The organism is Erwinia wuhanensis (assembly GCF_030484085.1).
Classification (GTDB): Bacteria; Pseudomonadota; Gammaproteobacteria; order Enterobacterales; family Enterobacteriaceae; genus Erwinia; species Erwinia aeris.
In genome coordinates this window covers 260,845-281,195 of record NZ_JAUJUH010000002.1, presented here as the reverse complement: position 1 = coordinate 281,195, position 20,351 = coordinate 260,845, and the positions used below count along the sequence as shown (strand labels likewise).

General features: G+C 55.6%; 19 protein-coding genes. 8 read left to right on the top strand and 11 right to left on the bottom strand.

Annotated features, from left to right (window positions below; all coding sequences use genetic code 11):
- Positions 1 to 11 precede the first annotated feature (11 nt).
- Entirely contained in the window at positions 12 to 983 is a 972-nt protein-coding gene (ybiB, locus tag QZH36_RS05720; protein ID WP_301729799.1) for a DNA-binding protein YbiB, read from the top strand.
- Positions 984 to 1,179: 196 nt separating this feature from the next.
- On the opposite strand, the gene QZH36_RS05715 is transcribed toward ybiB, so the two are convergent.
- The 4 genes from QZH36_RS05715 to QZH36_RS05700 all read right to left on the bottom strand — a co-directional run bounded on the left by QZH36_RS05715 (position 1,180) and on the right by QZH36_RS05700 (position 4,633).
- Positions 1,180 to 1,332 (bottom strand): hypothetical protein, encoded by a 153-nt coding sequence (locus QZH36_RS05715; protein ID WP_253454788.1) that lies wholly within the window; start codon positions 1,330 to 1,332, stop codon positions 1,180 to 1,182.
- Positions 1,333 to 1,969: 637 nt separating this feature from the next.
- The gene (locus QZH36_RS05710; RefSeq protein WP_301729798.1) at positions 1,970 to 3,124 is read right to left on the bottom strand and encodes a M20 aminoacylase family protein; all 1,155 of its coding nucleotides are present in this window, start codon (positions 3,122 to 3,124) and stop codon (positions 1,970 to 1,972) included.
- An 80-nt stretch (positions 3,125 to 3,204) separates the two neighbouring features.
- A complete protein-coding gene (locus QZH36_RS05705) occupies positions 3,205 to 3,729 on the bottom strand; it encodes a 5' nucleotidase, NT5C type (RefSeq protein ID WP_301729797.1) in 525 nt (174 codons plus the stop codon).
- Between the two features lie 271 nt (positions 3,730 to 4,000).
- Positions 4,001 to 4,633: a flavin reductase family protein gene (locus QZH36_RS05700; protein ID WP_253454784.1), complete on the bottom strand. Its 633-nt coding sequence runs from the start codon at positions 4,631 to 4,633 to the stop codon at positions 4,001 to 4,003.
- A gap of 125 nt (positions 4,634 to 4,758) precedes the next feature.
- Between QZH36_RS05700 and rlmF the strand changes: the two genes are divergently transcribed.
- Complete coding sequence (gene rlmF / locus QZH36_RS05695; protein ID WP_253454783.1) at positions 4,759 to 5,691, top strand: 23S rRNA (adenine(1618)-N(6))-methyltransferase RlmF; 933 nt, start codon at positions 4,759 to 4,761, stop codon at positions 5,689 to 5,691.
- 21 nt (positions 5,692 to 5,712) lie between these two features.
- On the opposite strand, the gene ybiO is transcribed toward rlmF, so the two are convergent.
- From ybiO to rhtA, 7 genes are all read right to left on the bottom strand, one after another.
- Positions 5,713 to 7,944 carry a mechanosensitive channel protein gene (gene ybiO, locus QZH36_RS05690; RefSeq protein ID WP_301729923.1) on the bottom strand — a complete coding sequence of 744 codons (2,232 nt, stop codon included), beginning with the start codon at positions 7,942 to 7,944 and terminating at the stop codon, positions 5,713 to 5,715.
- Positions 7,945 to 8,104: 160 nt separating this feature from the next.
- The gene (gene glnQ, locus QZH36_RS05685; protein ID WP_125288793.1) at positions 8,105 to 8,827 is read right to left on the bottom strand and encodes a glutamine ABC transporter ATP-binding protein GlnQ; all 723 of its coding nucleotides are present in this window, start codon (positions 8,825 to 8,827) and stop codon (positions 8,105 to 8,107) included.
- Entirely contained in the window at positions 8,824 to 9,483 is a 660-nt protein-coding gene (gene glnP, locus QZH36_RS05680; RefSeq protein WP_125288792.1) for a glutamine ABC transporter permease GlnP, read from the bottom strand. The genes glnQ and glnP overlap by 4 nt, the downstream gene beginning before the upstream one ends.
- Positions 9,484 to 9,564: 81 nt before the next feature.
- Positions 9,565 to 10,311: a glutamine ABC transporter substrate-binding protein GlnH gene (gene glnH, locus QZH36_RS05675; RefSeq protein ID WP_253454782.1), complete on the bottom strand. Its 747-nt coding sequence runs from the start codon at positions 10,309 to 10,311 to the stop codon at positions 9,565 to 9,567.
- 266 nt (positions 10,312 to 10,577) lie between these two features.
- On the bottom strand, positions 10,578 to 10,841 hold the full coding sequence (locus QZH36_RS05670; RefSeq protein WP_253454781.1) for a DksA/TraR family C4-type zinc finger protein: 264 nt from the start codon (positions 10,839 to 10,841) through the stop codon (positions 10,578 to 10,580).
- A 96-nt stretch (positions 10,842 to 10,937) separates the two neighbouring features.
- The gene (gene dps, locus QZH36_RS05665; RefSeq protein ID WP_125288897.1) at positions 10,938 to 11,441 is read right to left on the bottom strand and encodes a DNA starvation/stationary phase protection protein Dps; all 504 of its coding nucleotides are present in this window, start codon (positions 11,439 to 11,441) and stop codon (positions 10,938 to 10,940) included.
- Positions 11,442 to 11,813: 372 nt separating this feature from the next.
- The gene (gene rhtA, locus QZH36_RS05660; RefSeq protein WP_301729796.1) at positions 11,814 to 12,710 is read right to left on the bottom strand and encodes a threonine/homoserine exporter RhtA; all 897 of its coding nucleotides are present in this window, start codon (positions 12,708 to 12,710) and stop codon (positions 11,814 to 11,816) included.
- Between the two features lie 377 nt (positions 12,711 to 13,087).
- Here rhtA and ompX point away from each other — a divergent pair, with 377 nt between their 5' ends.
- The 6 genes from ompX (at position 13,088) to QZH36_RS05630 (ending at position 19,938) form a co-directional block, all read left to right on the top strand.
- On the top strand, positions 13,088 to 13,600 hold the full coding sequence (ompX, locus tag QZH36_RS05655) for an outer membrane protein OmpX (RefSeq protein WP_253454779.1): 513 nt from the start codon (positions 13,088 to 13,090) through the stop codon (positions 13,598 to 13,600).
- Between the two features lie 335 nt (positions 13,601 to 13,935).
- Positions 13,936 to 14,388 carry a manganese-binding transcriptional regulator MntR gene (gene mntR, locus QZH36_RS05650; protein WP_253454778.1) on the top strand — a complete coding sequence of 151 codons (453 nt, stop codon included), beginning with the start codon at positions 13,936 to 13,938 and terminating at the stop codon, positions 14,386 to 14,388.
- A 21-nt stretch (positions 14,389 to 14,409) separates the two neighbouring features.
- Positions 14,410 to 15,525, top strand: a complete 1,116-nt coding sequence (locus QZH36_RS05645) for an SLC13 family permease (protein WP_301729795.1) — start codon at positions 14,410 to 14,412, stop codon at positions 15,523 to 15,525.
- A gap of 108 nt (positions 15,526 to 15,633) precedes the next feature.
- Positions 15,634 to 16,809: an HlyD family secretion protein gene (locus tag QZH36_RS05640; RefSeq protein WP_253454776.1), complete on the top strand. Its 1,176-nt coding sequence runs from the start codon at positions 15,634 to 15,636 to the stop codon at positions 16,807 to 16,809.
- Entirely contained in the window at positions 16,806 to 18,374 is a 1,569-nt protein-coding gene (locus QZH36_RS05635; protein WP_301251253.1) for a DHA2 family efflux MFS transporter permease subunit, read from the top strand. Before QZH36_RS05640 ends, QZH36_RS05635 begins: the two co-directional genes overlap by 4 nt.
- A gap of 1 nt (position 18,375) precedes the next feature.
- The gene (locus QZH36_RS05630) at positions 18,376 to 19,938 is read left to right on the top strand and encodes an efflux transporter outer membrane subunit (protein WP_253454774.1); all 1,563 of its coding nucleotides are present in this window, start codon (positions 18,376 to 18,378) and stop codon (positions 19,936 to 19,938) included.
- Positions 19,939 to 20,351: the final 413 nt, after the last annotated feature.

The following is a 20,351-nucleotide window of genomic DNA, read 5'->3' as shown; positions in this document are numbered from 1 at the left end:
AGAGCAGAAGCATGGACTATACAAAAATTATTAAAGAGATCGGCCGAGGGAAAAATCATGCCCGCGACCTTGATTTCGCTACCGCCAGCGAGCTTTACAGCCGGATGCTGGCGGACGAGGTGTCGCCGCTTGAGATGGGCGCGATCCTGATTGCGCTGCGAATCAAAGGCGAGGGCGAGGAGGAGATGCTCGGCTTTTATCAGGCCGTACAGGCGCGCGTGCTGAAACTACAGCCGCCTGCCAGCCTGCCTATGCCGGTGGTGATCCCAAGCTATAACGGCGCGCGTAAACAGGCGAACCTGACGCCGCTGCTGGCGCTACTGCTCTCCCTGCTCGATTTTCCTGTGGTGGTGCACGGCGTTAGCGATGACCCGACTCGCGTTACCAGTGAGGCGGTGTTTGCCGCGCTGGGCGTTAAGGCGGTATCGGACATGCAGGAAGCGCAGCAGCGGCTGGAAGAGGGCAATCTGGTCTTCGTGTCGGTTGAAACGCTTTGCGCGCCGCTGGCACGGCAGCTCTCGCTGCGCTGGCAGCTGGGCGTACGCAACAGCGCGCATACGCTGGCGAAGCTGCTGACGCCGTTTGGCGAAGATGCGGCGCTGCGGCTTTCCAGCGTGTCGCACCCGGAATATATCCCGCGCGTGGGCAAATTCTTCCAGGCCATCGGCGGCCGCGCGCTGCTGCTTAACGGTACGGAAGGCGAGGTTTATGCCAATCCGCAGCGCTGCCCGGCGCTGAACCTGATTGCCGGAGAGGAGCCAGAGGTGCTGTTACCACGCCAGCCGGAAAGCCATATCGCCCGCGACGCGCTGCCTGCGGGTAAAGAGGCTGAAACAACGGCTGAATGGATCAGGCGTTGCCTCAATCGCGAAGTAGCGGTACCGCAGTCGCTGCGTCAGCAGATCGCCTGCTGTTACGTCGCTACGGGCCGCGCGGTGGACGTAGAGAGCGCGCTGGAGCAAATCGCGAAGGCCGGATACTGAGGCGGACCGAGCGTTTTAGCCAGGGCGGCGATAAGCTGTTTATCGGGGAAACGATTTTGCCGGGCTGAGGCTGAACGTTTCGCCTGACTGAGATTGAACGCTTCGCCGGGCTGAGGCTGAAAGTTTTGCCGGGTGAATGGCTTCGCCGGGCAGGTAAGCGTTCGAAAGGTAAGGCTTTGCAAGCCTTACCTGGCGGTTACGCATCCGGCCTGAAAAAAATAACGGATGCGCTGCGCTTTTTGTCCTGCTTCTGAAAGTGCTCATAAACAGCTTTCATCCGCCGGGCTTTAAGCGCGATGGCCTCTTCCAGCGTCAGCGGCCTGGTGGGTTTATCTGAGTTTAACGGCATAACCCCTCCTGTGAGGATCAAGGTTTGGGTAAACGGCGGCTATCCGCTGCGGCTGGCTTCTGCTGAGCTGTAGTATTCGCAAGCGATAAGCTCGTGAAAGCAGTTCGTCAAAAGCCAAAAACGTATAGCAATAAGGCCGGTACGCAGTGTAGTGCTTGTCGATTATATAATCAATAATGCAGTTCAGAGCCTGCGCGCGCTGACCCCTAAATCGCCTTTTAAAAAAGGGCGTGTCGGCTTCGATATTATCCAGGCTGTCAAAAGCGATATCATAACAGCCGCCCTTCAACGTTAGCCTGTGCGGTCGTTTACCTGTCAGTAGCCCCTGCGGCAAATTAATAAGTGAATCCTCAACCGTAACAATTTCCGTTAACTGCACCAGGTAAACGCCCGCTTCGCCTGCCTCAACCCGATATAACATGGCGTGGTACGCTTCGCGTTCTGTGCATAAATCCCGCCTTCCCTGAAAAATCTGCCGTCAGGATAAAGCGGTTTGGCCGTGAAGTCAGCGACGTTTTCATGAAGCGGAACAGGTCACGCAAAGTTTTTTACGTGCCTGCCTGCTTCTTGCATTCTTTTTTGAAGTGGATCTAAAAAGCGAGGCAGCCTTCCCGTCGGGCCGGAAAGCGCATGGCGCTTATCCGAGCGGCAGAAGCTTTTCCGCCAGCGCCGTCCAGAACGTAACGCCTTCCGGGATAACATCATCGTTAAAATCGTAGCGGGCGTTATGCAGCGGAGCAGAAGGCACCTCGCCGTCTGTACCTATCCAGAAATAGGCACCGGGGCAGGCTTCCAGCATGCAGGCAAAATCTTCCGACGCCATTGATGGGCTGGTTTCCCAGTGCACCTGTTCTGTCGGCAGTAATGCCAGCGCGCAGTCGCGAACCTGCTGTGCGGCGGCGGCGTGATTGCAGGTCACCGGGTAATCGGTCAGGTAGTCAATGCTGCCGTCAATGCCCAGCGGCGCGGTAAAAGTAGTGACAAAGTCGTCAATCATGCCGCGCACCCGGCTACGCACATCGGCCTGCAGGCATCTTAGCGTGCCGCGAAGCACCACGCTTTCCGGGATAACGTTAATGGCTTCGCCGCCATTAATTTGCGTGATGCTGACTACCGCAGAGGAGAGCGGCGACAGGCGTCGGGCCGGGATAGTTTGCAGCGCAAGAATGAGCTGCGCGGCGGCTACGATCGGATCTGCGCCGTTTTCCGGCATCGCCGCGTGGCAGCTTTTCCCGCGCAGCGTAATTTCGAAAGCGTCCAGCGAAGCCATCATGGGGCCGCTGTTCACCGCCACATGACCGACCGGCAGGCCTGGCCAGTTATGCAGGCCGTAGATAGCGTCCATGGGAAACAGCGTAAACAGGCCGTCGGCGACCATTTTTCTGGCACCGCCCAGGTTTTCTTCCGCCGGCTGGAAAACAAAATGCAGCGTGCCGCTGAACCGCCGCGTGGCGCTGAGATGTTTCGCCGCCGCCAGCAGCATGGCCGTGTGGCCATCGTGTCCGCAGGCGTGCATCACGCCAGGCTGCGAGGAGCGCCACGGCGCATCGCCCAGCTCGGTGATGGGCAGGGCGTCCATATCCGCACGAAAACCGATAGCGGGACCGGGACCGTTCTCCAGCGTGCCCACCACGCCGGTGCCTGCCAGGCCCATATGCACCTGCAAACCAAACTCGCGCAGCAGCGCCGCTACGCGCTGTGAAGTCTCATCTTCGTGATAGCCCAGCTCCGGCCTTGAGTGAAACTGTCTGCGCCATTCAATGGCTTCCTGAATCAGCGAAACGGGGATCATATCTTCTCCTTTGCGGACGATAAGCCGGAAGGCGAGCGCGGCACTGCTGCCTGACAGGTATTTTTCAAAAGTGAGGGAGTTCAGAGCAACAGGTTCTCTATTTCCTGCCAGTTTTTAACCCGCCTGTAGCCGGTTACCTGCAGGTTGTGCGGGGCGCTATAAAGGATGCCTTCTCCGCAAAACCCTGTGAAATTATGGGCGTTATCATCAATCATATAATCCGCATTGATAATGCTTTTGTTGCCGCAGAACACAATATTACTGGGTTTGATGGCCGGGAAATGGGTATTTAACCAGCGGAATTTTGCATTAAACGAAGAGGGCATCTGCATGGCGGCCGTGGTGATAAAGATCTCGTAACGATGGCTTAGCGCCTCAATCACACGCTGGCTGTCGGCAATGACGCCCAGATCGCCAAAAAATTCCGCGTCTTCGCTGACCCGGCTAAAGATCTCCTGCAGCATCTCGGGCTTTTCCTCTGCCAGGCTGAACAGATTGAATTCGCTGTGCGCCAGTTCCAGCGAGAAATGGCTGTTAAACGTGGCGACCATTTTAGGATGGAAATCGGCAATGACCTCATCCATATCAATAGCAATTCTCTTCATTATCACTCCATGATGGCTTTCGGGATGCATAACATCATACCAAAAAAAGGTGCGCAGCAGGGTTTCCCGCTCGCGTTGAAAAGCAGAGCTGCGCGTCTAAAAACAGTGCGGGGCGTGGCCGTTCACTCAGGCTTTTCGTGGCTGCGGCCGCTTACGGCGCGGCCGCCAGCATGTCTGCGCCAGGCTGCCTGGCGAGCTTGCCTGATAGCAATGCTGTATAAGCTAAAAGAAAGCGATCTAAGCCGCCCTGTATAAGGCGGCACAGAACGGCTCAGGACTGGCGCGCGTCCGGCCGTACCAAATCAAAACGTAAATCGTCGCTAATGGCGTAATAGGCGCTGGGGCCGCCCGCCCGCAATATAGGGTTGGCTTTCGCCGTCTGATAGATGCCGTTTTCTAGCAGCTTGTGATCGATATGTATCGCCACCGCTTCGCCCAGCACCAGCCACTGCTCCAGCTTGCCGCCGTCGGCGTCTTGCAGCTGGATAACCTGCGTCAGCTTGCATTCAAAATTCACCGGGCTTTCGGCTACCATGCTGACCGCTACCTGCGTGCCGGGAATGGGCGTCACGCCGGAAAAAGCGAATTCATCCTCGCCGCGCGGCAGCGAAGCCGAACTTTCATTCATCGCCACGGCCAGCTCGCGGGTAGCCAGGTTCCAGACAAACTCGCCTGTTTCCACGATGTTCGCCACGCTGTCTTTCCAGCCCTGGCTGGAGAAACCAATAATAGGCGGCTTATAGTTAAAGCAGTTAAAAAAGCTGTAGGGCGCCAGATTGCGCTCGCCGCTGGCGCTTTGGGAACTGATCCAGCCGATGGGACGCGGGCCAATAATGGCGTTCAAAGGATCATGAGGCAGACCGTGGCCAAGACGCGGTTGATAAGTATGGCGGGAAGAGGACATCTGAACTCCTGATAAAGGGATAGTTATTACATAGTAGCCGCTTCGCCGTGGGAAAAAAGGCGGGAATTGTTTACGATCTTTACCGCAGCAGGTATCTTACGCGCCTGCAGATAAGAGAGCCGTTCATGAAAAAGATTGTCGAAAAAACCCAGCTTCATCCCCGTAACCGCCATCGTGGCCGCTATGATTTTCCTGCCCTGATTGCCAGTCATCCGCCGCTGGCGGAGTTTGTGGCGGTTAATCAGTACGGTGATGAATCGGTGAATTTCGCCGATCCGGCCGCGGTAAAAATGTTAAATCAGGCATTGCTGAAGCATTTCTATCAGGTTGAACAGTGGGCGATCCCGGATGGTTTTCTTTGTCCGCCGGTGCCGGGCCGGGCTGACTATATTCATCATCTGGCCGACCTGCTGGCGGAAGATAACCGCGCCGTCGCGCCGCGCAATATTAACGTGCTCGATATCGGCTGCGGTGCCAACTGCATTTATCCGCTGATTGGCTATCGGGAATATGAGTGGCGCTTTACCGGCAGCGAAATCAATGAAGAGGCGATGCGCGCCGCTAACGCCATTATCGCCGCCAATCCGGGCCTGAATCGCGGTATTCGCCTGCGTCGTCAGAAAAATACGCAGGCGATTTTTCACGGCGTTATTCATAAAAACGAGCAGTATCATGCCGTGCTGTGCAACCCGCCGTTTCACGCATCCGCCAGCGAAGCGCAGCAGGGCACCCAGCGCAAGGTGCGCAATCTCGGTCTGGATAAAAACGCGCCGTTAAATTTCGGCGGCCAGCAGGAGGAGCTGTGGTGTGAAGGCGGTGAAAAAGCCTTTATCAGCCGCATGATTAATGAAAGCGTGGATTTTGCGAAACAGTGCGTGTGGTTTACTTCGCTGGTGTCCCGCCGCGAAAACCTGCCCGAGCTGTGGCGTGCACTGGAGCAGGTCGATGCGGTAGCCGTACGCACCGTGGAAATGGCTCAGGGCCAAAAGCAGAGCCGTTTTATCGCCTGGACCTTTATGGAAAAGACGGCTCGCGAACGCCAGATGAGCCGTCTTTAATACCGCCAGTACGGCCGTCCGTTACTCCGGCGCAGGCAGCGCAGGCACAGCGGCGGCGGCGTCCAGCCCGCTGCCGTTTTGCATGACCTGCACCGTTGGATGCGGCGCTTTGATCCCCGCCGCATCAAAATGCTTCTTCACCCTATTGTCGAGCGCGAAACGCACCGTCCACTGCTTCAGTGGTTGGGTAGTAAAGGAGACGCGCACGGTAAAGGCCTGGTTGGTCAGCCCGACCAGTCCGGCGAAATTAGGCTCGCCAATGACCATGCCGCGGATGGTTTCGTCCTGCATCAGTTCGTTCACCGCCTCGCGCAGCGTGGCATTCACTTTATCGCTGTCCTCACTGCGATCCACATCGTAATTCGCCACGAAAGAGCCAATGCCGCGCACGAAATTAGCGAAGGTAGTAATCGAAGACCAGGGGATAATATGGTAAGCGCCGGTATCCTGGCGAACGCCTACCGAGCGGATTGACATGCGCTCCACCGTGCCGGTAATGGCGCCGATAGTGACCAAATCGCCCGTGTTCATTCCGTTCTCAAACTGAATAAAAATACCGGTAATAATATCCTTAACCAGCGTTTGCGAACCAAAAGATACTGCCAAACCCAGCGCGCCTGCGCCCGCCAGCAGCGGTGCGATATTCACGCCGATTTCCGACAACAGGATCATGATAGTGATGGTACTGATGACCACGGCCAGCGCGTTGCGAAACAGCGTCAGCAGCGTGCGGGTTCTGGCGCTGGGCATCGGCCTGCCGTGAGAATCGGAAGCGAGACGGCTCTCTATAAGACTGGCAAGCAGCGTCCAGCCCACCGCCGAGAAAAACAGGATCATGACAATACGGATGATCACATCTACCAGCTTCACGCCTGCGCCGACCGTCAGCCAATGCCAGAGGTCGAAAAGATTCCAGGCGTTCAGCAGCAGTAGGCAGACGGCAAACACCGTCAGCGTACGCGCCAGCTTTAACATCATGGAAACCCAGCCGTTCACTCTTTTTTGTAGCTCGGGATAGTTGCGACGCAGCTCTGGCGAGAGAATAATGGTTTTTGAGATCCAGCGGCTGAGAACGCCGGAAATCAGCGCGCCCAGCCCTATTATTGCCAGCGAACGCACGGTAGCGGACATCATAAATCTGAGGCTGTCGCCGGGGTTAAAGATCGAGAGCAGGAACAGCGCGATAAAATAGGCGCTGGCAAGCCAGTGCCAGATGACGGCGAAAGCGCGGATAAACAGTGAAAAAAAGCTCATCGAGCGGTCGGCCAGCTGAACCAGCGCCAGCTGCACGGGGCGGCGGTTGCGGAAAATCAGATAAAGCGCCCACCCGGTGATCAGACACATCAAAACCAGGTTAACCAGCGCCGCCGCCTGCACGTTAACCTGATTAGAAACAATAGGCACGATAACCAGCAGTCCGTAGCCGATAACGCTGCTCAGCCAGCTTAGCCGCGTATTCCAGTAGTTAGCGCGCTCGTCAGAAAGATGGAAAAAACGCAGCTGCGGATAGCGCGGGCAGAAAATCAGCCGCAGGATCGCCTTGAAGAATTCAATCAGTGCAAAAGCGCTTAAGAACAGGCCCTGCTGGCGGGCAATCGTCCTGCTACCGGCATTGAGCGTATCGCTGAGCATCTGGCCGACAAACAGCGCGATGCCCAGCAGCAGCAAATCAATGATAAACGCGCCCAGGATCATCGCCGGGAGGTGCAGCCAGCTGGTGCGCTCGCTATTTTTACGGCGGCCCCATGACCCCATGCGGCGATAAAGCGGCGTCGCCGCCCGGCAGAGCAGCCAGTAGAAAGCGAACAGGGCGATGGCCAGCATCGCAAAGTGGCTCAGCGCGTTATAAAAAGTTTTTGGGTTAAAGGTTTTATGAGGAGCGTTAACGATATTGCGGTGGAGTTTTTCTACTTTACCCAGCACCTCGCTGCCAAACTGACGGCTGACGTCGGTGACGCTTTCCAGCACCGTTTTATCCTCTTCTTCATCCGGCGGCGTCAGCACGGGATCTTCAGTTTTAGCAGTGCTTTCGGAAGCGCTCCGCAGCTGGTTAATCAGCTCGGTTCGCGATTGATCATTTTGCAAAATGTTGGCCAGCGCGGCGTAGGCGGCTTTTTTCTCTTCCAGGCTCGGTTCGCCGGAAGCATCGGCCGCGGGTTGCGACCGGGACGCCGCAACGGCGGCGACAGGCAGGCTGACGGCCTCAGCCTGACAGCAAAAAACAGCAGCGACTAACGGTAGCCATCTGAACATACAGCGCCAGAAGGGCGGGGTTCCCGACATCATATTCTCCTTTAACGGCGCAAAGAAGCGTCGAGCAGCAAGTATAGCCGGACAAAGAAAAGGAGAGAGGTGGGGGAGGGTTTTTTAAGAGCGGGCCGGGAAAGCGGGGCGGCCTGACCGCCCCAAAAGATTAGGAGACGTGCTGTAAGAATTCCTGCAGGCGTGCGCCCGGCGGGTTATCAATCAGCTCTGCCGGATCGCCGTCTTCCGCAATGCGGCCTTTATCGATAAAGATCAGGCGTGAAGCGACTTTCTTCGCAAAGCCCACTTCGTGCGTCACAATAACCATGGTCATGCCTTCTTCCGCCAGGTCCTGCATTACCTTCAGCACTTCATGACGCAGCTCCGGATCCAGCGCGGAGGTTGGCTCATCGAACAGCATCATCTTCGGCTTGACCGCCAGCGCGCGGGCAATGGCCACACGCTGCTGTTGGCCGCCGGAAAGCTCCGACGGGAAATGGTGCGCGCGTTCGGCCAGGCCGACCTTGCCCAGCAGCTCTTTTGCCAGACGCTGCGCATCGGCTTTGCTGGCGCCGCGTACGCGGATTGGGCCAAAAGCGACGTTATCCAGCGCGCTCATCTGCGGGAACAGATGGAACTGCTGGAACACCATGCCCGCTTCCTGGCGGATCAGGCGATCGTCTACTTTAGGATCGTTGACCTTCAGCCCGTCCACAATCAGCTCGCCGGTGGTGATCTCTTCCAGCTTGTTAATGCAGCGCAGCAGCGTGGATTTGCCGGAGCCGGACGGCCCGATAATTACCACGACCTCGCCCTGTTTAATGGTCAGATCGATATTATGCAGAACCTGCGTTTCGCCAAAATGTTTGGAGACGTTTTTAAATTCAATCACAGGATCTTCATCCTTTTTTCAATGCGACGCAGAACAAAGCTCAGCACCAGCGTAATAAACAGATAGATAACGGCTACGGCGCTCCAGATTTCCAGCGCGCGGAAGTTACCGGCAATGATTTCCTGGCCCTGGCGAGTCAGCTCCGCCACGCCGATAACGATAAACAGGGAGGTATCCTTGATGCTGACGATCCACTGGTTACCCAGCGGCGGCAGCATACGGCGCAGCGCCAGCGGCATGATAACGTAGCGCAGCGTTTCGCGACTGGAAAGACCCAGCGCCAGACCGGCTTCACGAAAGCCCTTATTGATTGACAGCACGGCGCCACGGGTAATTTCAGCGATGTAAGCGCCGGAGTTAATCATGATGGTGACCACTGCCGCGCTGAAAGGGTCGATGCGCAAATCGTTAAAGGCCATCGGCAGCGCAAAATAGATAAACATCACCTGCACGACAATCGGCGTGCCGCGGATCAGTTCAATAAAGACCAGGGCGATATTACGCGACAGCCAGCCGCCGTAAGCGCGGGCAAAACCCGCTATAAGGCCGATAATCAGGCCGCCAATCAGGCCGAGGACGGATATCCACAGCGTCAGGCGGGCGCCCTCGAGCAGGGCCGGAATAGATGGCCAGATGGCGCTCCAGTCAAACTGCATTCTTATTTCTCCGGATCAAAACCATATTTCGTTGGTGTGGAAAACGCAGGCGCACAGCGCGCCTGCGAAAAGTAAAAGCGATTATTTAGGCTCGGAACCGAACCATTTTTTATAAATTGTGTTGTAGGTACCGTTTGCACGCAGCGTTTTCAGCGCGCCGTTTACTTTTTCACGCAGCTCGTCGCTGCCTTTCGGGAAGGCGATACCGTAATCCTGCGCTTCGATCGATTCGCCTACGGCTTTGAACTGGCCTTTGCCTGCGGTGTTAATGAAGTAAAGGATGTTTGGCGTATCGTGCAGCACGGCGTCCGCACGGCCCGTGCCCAGCTCCATATAGGCATTATCGATATTAGGGAACTGGCGCAGATCTTTGGTTTTGATGTGCTGCTTAGCGTAATCCACGGAGCCGGTGCCGCTTTTCACCGCAACGACTTTGCCATCAAGATCTTTCAGACCCTGAATTTTGTCGTTATTGGCTTTGACCATCACCAGCAGACCGCTTTTATAGTAGCTGTCGGAGAAATCAATCGCCTGCTTGCGGGCGTCAGTGATAGTGATACCGGCCAGCGCCAGATCGACGTTACGCGTCTGCAGACCCGGAATGATACCGCTAAAATCCATTGGTTTAAGGGTATAGTCCAGCTTCAGTTCCTTCGCGATAGCCGCCCACAGCTCCACATCGAAGCCCACATATTGGTTACCCTGTTTGAACTCAAAAGGAACAAAGGCGGTATCGGTGGCGACAACCAGCTTTTTTTCTGCGGCGGTAGAAGAGACGGCAAACGCCAGCGTCAGCGCAGCCAGGGAAAACTTAACAAGTGACTTCATCTTTTTATCCTTATTGCAGTCGGACAAGCGCCTTGTCCGATTGAATGCCAGCAGCCATATGAAAAAACTATGCCAGGTTTTCAAAATATATTGAAAACAGCACGTTGAGTCAATTTAACAGGGATAATTACGCCTTAAGTAGCGCGATGCACCATAATGAGGCACCAAAATAGTGCGCTGGTTTCATTATGGTGCAATCCAGTTTTAACCTGGCGGAGGATAAAAAACAAAGTAAAAAAGGAAAGGGTGCGAGAGCGCTCGCGTGATTAACGCAGCTGGCTGTCTTTACTGCCGCGGCGATTAAAAAGCGTCGACTGCTGCTGTTTGTCTCGCTGTGCCTGGCATTGAATACAATATTGCACGCCGGGCAGGGCCAGACGGCGAGCTTCAGGAATGGCATCCCCGCACTCTTCGCAATATTTTGCGCTGGCGCCATGATGAATGGCGCGCCGGGCGCGATTAACGGCGTCTTCAACCGTTGAGTCGATCTGTTCCTGTACGGCATCATCACGTGCCCAACCACTGGCCATCGCTTTCCTCCATATAAGAAGAGCAGATGAAAGGCCTCATCTGCTCGCAAAAACCACGCTATGAAAAGTGGGGCTACTGGCGCAGCCCGCATCGACTTACTCGATGTTAGATTCGATAAACCACAGGAATTTATCCAGGTCGCGTGAAGCGGCGGTAAAGATATCTGCGGTGTCTTCGTCTTCAACTTCACTAATCGCTTTACGAGTATCGTTAGCGACAACGGCATAGCGTTCTGCCAGCGCTTTAAGGTGATCCTGAACGGTATGAATGTTCAGCGGATAGCTTTTCAGCGGAGTGCGATCGTTCACTACCTGAGTGGTGCCCAGCGCCACGCCGCCCAGCTGTACTACGCGCTCTGCAATGGTGTCCTGATGATCGGTAATCGTAGTGCGGAAACCGTCCAGCATTTCGTGTACGCCAATAAAGTTAGCGCCGCGCATATTCCAGTGCGCCTGTTTGGTAATCAGGGACAAATCAATGAATTCCGTTACCAGACGATTCAACACCTCAATGGTGGCTTTCTTTTCCTCATCGGCCACGTTGTTGCGGGTGTAATGCAGATCGGTCGCAGTCGTTTTTACCAGTTTAGCGGTACTCATCATTAATATCCTCTTAATGGTCAGTTGTCCTGAATGTACCGAATAAGTATAGCAGCGCTTTTCAACATTGCCATCACGATACTGCCTATCGCACAAATAGTAGCGGCCTTAGGGTTTAAATGACTGGTATTTAAGAGGAATAATTTATCGAATGCGATTAATAAATATTCTCATTTAGATTGATAAATATAAATGACTGATAAAAAATAGATTTTTAATTTATCGTTTCGTTACAAATTGCGTAAAAAATCCTGTTAAAAAGCCACGATTTATTAAATTGGCTCAGAATTATCCGAGCCATATATGACATATTCCTTTTTTAACAGACGCCTCTTTAAATTTGTCTGCCGGGATAAACTTTTCTGAATATAGCTATTCACGCAGCTCGCTAATCGGAACGACTTTTTGCTTAGCGGGACGCAGACTCAGCGTAGCGCCTGCCGAGGCGATAATAATGGACAACAGGCCCAGCCATTGCGGCAGCGTCAGCAGCTCGCCCAGGAAAATCATGCCGGAAAGCGCGCCCATGGCCGGCTCCAGGCTCATCAGTGTGCCAAACGTCCTGGCCGGCAGCCGGGTCAGCGCGACCATCTCCAGCGTATAGGGGAACGCGCTGGAAAGAATGGCGACAATAAGCGCAACCGGTAAAACTGCCAGGTTCCAGACGCCGCTTTCGGCAAACGTAAAGCCAACAGGGACAAAGACCAGCGAAGCGATCAGCGATCCCATAGCGACGGTAGCAGGGCCGTGCTCCGCTCCTGCGCGTTGGCCGCTCAGAATATAGATGGCCCAGCAGGCACCAGCCAGCAGCGCAAAAAATGCGCCTTTGGGATCGATGCCCGACATGCTCTTGCCAAGAGGCAGCAAAAGCCACAGCCCAAGCAACGCCAGCGCCACCCAGAGAAAATCGCGAGGCTTTCTCGACCCCACCAGCGCCAGCGTCAGCGGACCGACAAATTCCAGCGCAACGGCAATGCCCAGCGGGACGGTACGCAGCGCCAGATAAAACGTATAGTTCATGCCGCCCAGCGCCAGGCCATACAAAACCAGAGGCACTACGCGATCGCGGCTGAACCGCAGCCGCCAGGGTTTGAAGATAAGGCAAAGAATAAGCGTGCCCAGCCCAAGACGCAGGGCGGTGATCCCCGGTGCGCCGACTACCGAAAACAGGGTTTTCGCCAGCGCGGCCCCGCCCTGAATTGAGGTCATGGCGAGCAAGAGCAGTAAGACAGGAAACCAGATTGAAGAACCGCGTGAAGAGGGAGACATCCTTTTGACCAACCTTATTTGTCCATCGAACGGGAGAAAAGTTCCCCGAAGTGTACCAACAGATTGTGCAAACCAGGCAAAAATGGCCTGGGAAAACGTTAAAGAAATTCGGAAAATTCGTCGCCAGGCGCACGCAGACGGGTAAAGAAGTGTCAGTTTAATTAAGATTTATCTCAATGAACAAATTTTTACATTGCTGGTCAGGCGAAGCGGTAAAGAGAGAAATATAAGTAAAAAGAATGAGATAGAAAGAATCATTAACGTCCTGTTACACCAAACATTGTCTTGGACAACAAAAACGGGGCAGAGTTTCTGGCTGAGGTTTGTTATATTTTCAGCGTTGTCAGGAGATAAGTACTTTCACATTTGAGGTGGTTATGAAAAAAATTGCATGTCTTTCAGCACTGGCTTGTGTACTGGCAGTTTCTGCTGGTTCAGCGATGGCACAGAGCACAGTTTCCGGTGGTTACGCACAAAGCGATATGCAGGGCGTGGCTAACAAAGCTAACGGTTTCAACCTGAAATACCGCTACGAAAACGGCAGCGATCCACTGGGCTGGATCGGTTCTTTCACCTACACCGAGAAAGATCGTACCGACGCTGGCGTCTATAACAAAGGCCAGTACTACGGCATCACCGGTGGTCCTGCTTACCGTCTGAACGACTGGGCCAGCATCTATGGCGTGGTTGGTATCGGTTACGGTAAATTCCAGCAGAACGCACCAGCGCGTGACAAGTCTGACTCAAGCGACGTAGGTGTTTCCTACGGTGCGGGCCTGCAGTTCAACCCAGGCATCGAAAACGTTGCTCTGGACGTTGGCTACGAGCAGAGCCGCATCCGCAGCGTAGACGTTGGCACCTGGATTGCTGGCGTTGGCTACAGCTTCTAAGATTGCCTGAAACCAGCTTCGGTTGGTTGATAAAAAATCCGCCCACGTGGCGGATTTTTTTTATGGCTGAATCAGCCGCCGGACTTTTTTTCTGCTGTCAGCATCTCCAGCAGCATCAGCCGTAGCGTAAAAGGCGAACGACAGAGCAGCTGTAGTAAAAGTGGTTTTTTCATGGTCTCCTCCGTTCGCTTTATGTACAGGTATAGCACAGGCTATAATTCGTAGCCAGCGCTATTGCGCGAGATTTTGTGCTTCCGTGCGCTTCGTTTACAATGTGGCACCATCAGGCTGATGCGAGCGCCCGCACGCGCCAGAAATAATAATGAGGAAGCTGAATGAGTCGTCGCGCTAAAACCGCAGTGCCTGCGCCACTGAAAGAGATAGAAGAGCATGTCGAAGGCTTCCGTCAGGTCCGTGAAGCCCATCGGCGTGAATTAATTGATGACTATGTTGAGCTGATTTCCGATCTGATCCGTGAATTTGGCGAAGCCCGCCAGGTTGATATGGCGGCGCGGCTCGGCGTTTCCCAGCCTACCGTTGCCAAAATGTTGAAACGCCTGGCTACGGTTGGACTGGTCGAGCAGGTTCCCTATCGCGGCGTGTTCCTGACTGCTGAAGGAGAGGCGCTGGCGGAAGAAAGCCGCAAACGCCACCATATTGTGGAAACGTTTTTGCTGGCGCTGGGCATCAGCCCTGATACCGCCCGCCGCGATGCGGAAGGGCTGGAACATCACGTCAGTGACGAAACCCTGGCTATTTTTCAGCAATTCTACGAAAGCCGTCAGTAATTTCCTCTCAGGTGAGTCCGTATGGCAACGCTGCTCAGGCCTTTTTTGCACGATCGCTTTCTGCATCTGTTAATTTTACTGGGCCTGCTGCTGGCCTGCTTTGCGCCTTTCTCGCTGCGGCAGCTGCCTGCGGCGGTGGACTGGTCGACCATACTGACGCTGGGCGGGCTGTTGATGCTGACCAAAGGCATCGAAGCCAGCGGTTATTTCGACGTGTTGGGACGTCGCCTGGTGCAGCGCTTTCAGTCAGAGCGTTCGCTGGCGCTGTTTCTGACCGCTGCCGCCGCGCTGCTGTCCACTTTCCTGACCAACGATGTCGCACTCTTTATCCTGGTGCCGCTGACGCTGACGCTGCGTCGCTACTCTTCGCTGCCGATCGCCCGGCTGGTCATCTTTGAGGCGCTGGCGGTTAACGCCGGATCGCTGCTCACGCCCATAGGCAATCCGCAAAATATCCTGCTGTGGCAACACGGCCACGTCGGCTTCGCCGGTTTTATCGGCCAGATGCTGCCGCTGGGCGGGGCGCTGCTGGCCAGCCTGCTGCTGCTTACCGCCGTCAGTTTTTCGGCGAAACGGATCGAGCGCTCGTCACAGTCGCCGGAAACGCAATGGCAGCGCTCGTTGCTGATTGCCAGCGTCGTGCTCTATTTGCTGTTTATTATCGCGCTGGAGATGGGCTATGCGGGCTGGGGCGTTCTGCTGGTATTTGGCGTTTTCCTGCTGATGGCACGCCGCACGCTGCTGGCGATCGACTGGAGCCTGCTGGCGGTATTTATCGCCATGTTCGTGGATGTTTTTCTGTTAACCCGACTTCCCGCTTTACAGCATCTGCTCCAGCAAATTCCGCAGCTGCCGGAGGGCGGGAAATATCTGCTGGCGATCGGCCTGTCGCAGATTATCAGCAACGTGCCGGCTACTATTTTACTGCTGGCGAATCTGCCAGCCAGCACGCTGCTGGCCTGGGCGGTGAATATCGGCGGTTTCGGGCTGCTGCCCGGTTCGCTGGCAAACCTTATCGCGCTGCGGATGGCGAAAGATCGCTCTGTCTGGCTGCGTTTCCACTTCTACTCGCTGCCCATGCTGCTGTGGGCGATGGCGCTGGGCTGGGTGCTGCTTTTAGGCATTGATGCGCTGTAGCCTGAATCTTTTCTGACTTTGTAAAGAAACACTGGCATTTGTCAATTTAGGCCCTATGTTTATAACAGCGTGAATCTTGCGGGCTCGGCTTGAGCCCGCCGTAACCTGATGAGAACTATGGCTAATCAATCAAATTCTTCCTCAGATGATGACCAGCGTCATCCGCAGAATAATTCGCAGTCTGACGACCAAAACGACAAACCGCAGCAGGACGACCAGCAGCAGGACGAGGGCCAGGCGGAACGTAAACGCCCCGGCAAAAAGCCGCTGATTATTCTGGCGATTGTGGTGATCGTCATGATTATTGTCGGCTTTTACTTCTGGTTTACCGGCCGCAATATAGAAACGACGGACGACGCCTTTACGGAATCGGACGCCGTGACTATTGCGCCTAAAGCCTCCGGCTACGTCACTAAGCTGCTGGTTACCGATAACCAGCGGGTGAAAAAGGGCGATCTGCTGGTGGTTATCGATCCGCAGGATACCCAGGCGCAGCGCGATCAGGCTCAGGCCCAGCTTGGCCTGGCCGTGGCGCAGTTGCATCAGGCGCAGGCTTCTCTGGCGCTGTCTAAAGTGCAGTATCCGGCGCAGAAAGATCAGGCGCTGGCGCAGCAGGCCAAGGCGGAAGCTAACTTCCTTAACGCTCAGGAAGATTACAAACGCCAGCGCGGCGTCGATCCGCGTGCAACCTCGCAGCGTAATATTGATGCGGCCAGCGCGCAGTTAAGAAGCGCGAAGGCCGAGCTGGAAAGCGCGAAAGCGCAGGTAGAAGTTGCTTCGCAAATCCAGCTGCAAATTCGCCAGCAGGAAACCAACGTGGAAGCTCGTCAGCAGCAGGTCGAACAGGCCAAAGCGCAGCTGAACACGGCTAACCTCAACCTTTCCTATACAGAAGTGCGCGCGCCTTACGATGGCTTCGTCACTAAACGTAACGTGCAGGTCGGCACGCTGGTTCAGGCTGGCACCTCGCTGTTTTCGCTGGTTTCGCCAGATGTCTGGATCACCGCCAACTTTAAAGAGTCGCAGCTGGAAAGAATGAACCCTGGCGATAAAGTGCATATTTCCGTGGATGCCTGGCCGGATATGAAGCTGGAAGGGCACGTGGAAAGCATTCAGATGGGTTCAGGCTCCCGTTTCTCTACCTTCCCGTCGGAAAACGCGACCGGCAACTATGTGAAAATTGTCCAGCGCGTGCCGGTCAAGATCGTTATCGATAAGGGACTGGATCCGAACAAGCCGCTGCCGCTGGGGCTGTCGGTGGAGCCTGAGGTAACAGTGGAATGAGTCAAAGCCAGAGCTGGCAGCCGGCCAGTAACCCCTGGCTGGTCGCGATGACGGTGACGCTGGCGGTGTTTATGGAGATCCTGGACACCACCATTGTCAACGTGGCGCTGCCGCACGTCGCCGGTTCGCTCTCATCCAGCTATGACGAGTCAACCTGGGTGCTGACCTCCTATCTGGTGGCGAACGGCATCGTGCTGCCGATCTCCGCCTTCCTCAGCCGCGTATTTGGCCGCAAGCAGTTCTTTCTGATCTGTATTGTGATGTTTACCGTCTGCTCTTTCCTGTGCGGCATCGCTACCGAGCTGTGGCAGATCATTCTGTTCAGGATCCTGCAGGGCTTTTTCGGCGGCGGCCTGCAGCCGGTACAGCAATCGGTACTGTTGGACTACTTTAAGCCGGAAGATCGCGGCAAGGCGTTTGGTCTTTCCTCTATCGCCATTATCGTCGCACCGGTGCTTGGCCCGACGCTGGGCGGCTGGATCACCGATAACTACAGCTGGCGCTGGGTATTCTTTATTAATATCCCGGTCGGCATTCTGAGCGTGCTGGCTATCTATCAGCTGCTGGAAGATCCGCCCTGGGAGCGTAAATGGGCCAAAGGGAAACTGAATATCGACTATATCGGTATCGGTTTAATTACCCTGGGGCTGGGCTGTTTGCAGGTCTTTCTCGATCGCGGCGAAGATGACGACTGGTTCAGCTCTAATTTCATTATGACCTTCGCCATACTGAGCGCTATCGGGCTGGTCGGCGCGGTTTACTGGCTGCTCTATGCTAAAAAGCCGGTGGTGGATCTGCACGTGCTGAAAGACCGCAACTTTGCCGTCGCCAGTATTCTGATGTCCGGCATGGCGGCTATTCTCTACGGCAGCTCGGTGGTGATCCCCCAGCTGGCGCAGCAGGATCTGGGCTATACCGCCACCTGGTCAGGGCTGGTGCTTTCGCCCGGAGCGGTGCTGATTGTGCTGACCATTCCGCTGGTGCTGAAGCTGATGCCGATCGTCCAGACGCGCTGGATTATCGCCTTCGGTTTTACCTGCCTGTTTGTCTCTTTTCTCTATTCCGCGAAGCTGACGCCCAATATCGATTTCACCACGCTGGTGATGATGCGCAGCGCGCAGACCATCGGGCTGGGTTTCCTGTTTGTGCCGTTAACGACCATTGCGTTCGTGACTATTCCACAAAAGCTAAATGCGGATGCGTCAGCGCTGTTCACCATGTGTCGTAACGTGGCGGGTTCGATAGGCATTTCGCTTTCTACGGCGATGATTACCGAGCGGGAGCAGGCGCGTAGCGCGCACATGGTGCATAACATGACGCCGCTTAACGAGCCGTTCAATCTGACGGTAGAACGCTGGGCGCAGGGGGTCAGAGACTTTACCTCAGCGGTGGGCGATCCGATTACGATAGCGACAGGGCAGGTCTATAAAGAGATGATCGTCCAGGCGCGTATTCTGGCCTATATCGACGTTTTTATGGGCCTGAGCATTGTCGCCCTGGTTCTTATTCCATTTTGTTTACTGCTGGCGCCGATTAAGAGCGAGGGCAGTGCAGGAGCACACTGACATGAACGTTTCTCCTTTATTTACGCGTTCGCGGCTCGGCGTGCTGCTGGTTGCGGCTATTACGCTGTCGGCCTGTAGCGTCGGGCCGGACTACCGGGCGCCGAAACCGTCCACGCCCGCTGCTTTCAACTCGCTGGCGTCGGATCGCGCGTCTCGTCCCCAGGCCACTGTCACCAATCCGGGCTGGTGGAAATCGTTTAACGATCCGCAGCTAAACAGCCTGATCGATCGCGCCATCGTCGGCAATCTGAGCCTGCAGCAGGCTGTTTTGCGCATCGCCGGTTCTCGTCAGCAGCTTAATCAGGCTCGCGGCGCATGGTTCCCCTCGATCAACGGTGCCGCCTCGGCACAGCGCCAGCAGCTGGGCCTGAAAGGCGAGCTGGAATCGAAAGGCGTCTACAGCCAGCTGGATGAGGTCAGCGGCGATACCGACGTTCGCTCGGCGCTGAACGGGCTGACCAAGCCGGTCGGGCTTTACCAGGGTAGCTTCGACGCCTCCTGGGAGCTGGATCTGTGGGGCAAAGTCCGTCGGCAGGTTGAGGCAGCAGGCGCGCAGCAGCAGGAGTCGCTGGAAAGCCGTAACGACGCGCTGGTTTCGCTTGAGGCCGAGGTAGCCCGCACCTATTTACAGCTGCGCGGCGCGCAGCTGATTAGCCAGACGCTGCAAACGCAGATTGAAGTGGCGCAGCAAACGCTGGAGCTGACGCAAAGCCAGCAGCGCAACGGCCTCGCGCCTCAGATGGACGTGGAAAACGCTCGCGCCCAGCTGCATTCTCTGCGCGCGCAGCTGCCGCAGTATGAATCGCAAATGCATCAGGCGATGAACGGGCTGGCGGTGCTGATCGGCAAGCCGCCGGGGGCGCTGGATGCCGAGCTGGCCGCGCCGAAAGCGATGCCGGCCTTGCCAAAAGCGGTATCGGTGGGTCTGCCGTCCACGCTGGCGCGCCGGCGTCCGGACGTGCGTCAGGCGGAAGCGAGACTGCATGAGGCGACAGCCAGTATTGGCGTTTCCGTCGCACAGCTGTTCCCGGATTTCTCGCTGACTGGGCAGTTCGGAATGCGTAATACCGACGCCAGCTATCTGGATAACTGGAGCAGCCATTTCTACAGCTACGGCGCCTCGGTCTCGCTGCCGATTTTCCAGGGCGGCAGGCTGGTTTCTGGCGTAAAACTCGCCAGAGCGGAGCAGGCCAGCGCCGCGCTTGGCTATCGGCAGACGGTTCTGACTGCCTTGCAGGATGTGGAAAACGCGTTAGTCAGCTATCGCACCGATCAGCAGCAGGTGGAAGGGCTGGATCAAACGGTTGACGCGCTGCAAAACGCCTTCGATTTGGCTAACGACAGCTATGGCAAGGGGCTTTCTTCGTTTATCGACGCGCTAACCGCGCAGCGCCAGCTGGCTCAGGCGAAGCAGCAGGCCGCATCTGCCAGGGTGCAGAGCAGCCTGGATCTGGTCGCGCTCTATAAAGCGCTGGGCGGCGGCTGGGAGCTTTATCAAAACGTGCAGCTGCCGGACTACTCCGTTTTCGGCCCCGCAGAAAGCGGCGATACGCCGGCGGGCTGAGGCCCTTGCCCGACCGGCGGTAACGCAACGTCGCCGCCGGTCGCCTTACCTGGCTTTGCCCGTTCCTGCCAGTGCGGCCTTTTATGAAAACATCTGCCTCGCCTGTTACAGCCGTGTTTCCCTCCACGATCGAAATGCTTAACGGTCATAAACCGCCCACGGCAAAATTATCCGATGCTTTTTCATTAAAATGAAATAAAAGTTTTAGTTGGATAAGGGTGCGCTTTTCTGTTTTAACCCAGACAGGGTAGGGTGTGGCGACAGGTTGCGCCCCACTTATGATACTTGCGTCACAAAAGCAGCGATGCGGTGAGAGCTGTGCCGCAAAATTTAATTTTCATTGTTATTTTAAATGAAAGAAATGCACTAAGTTAAGAGCCTGGAGAACACACCAGGCGCCACTTTATTTCTGG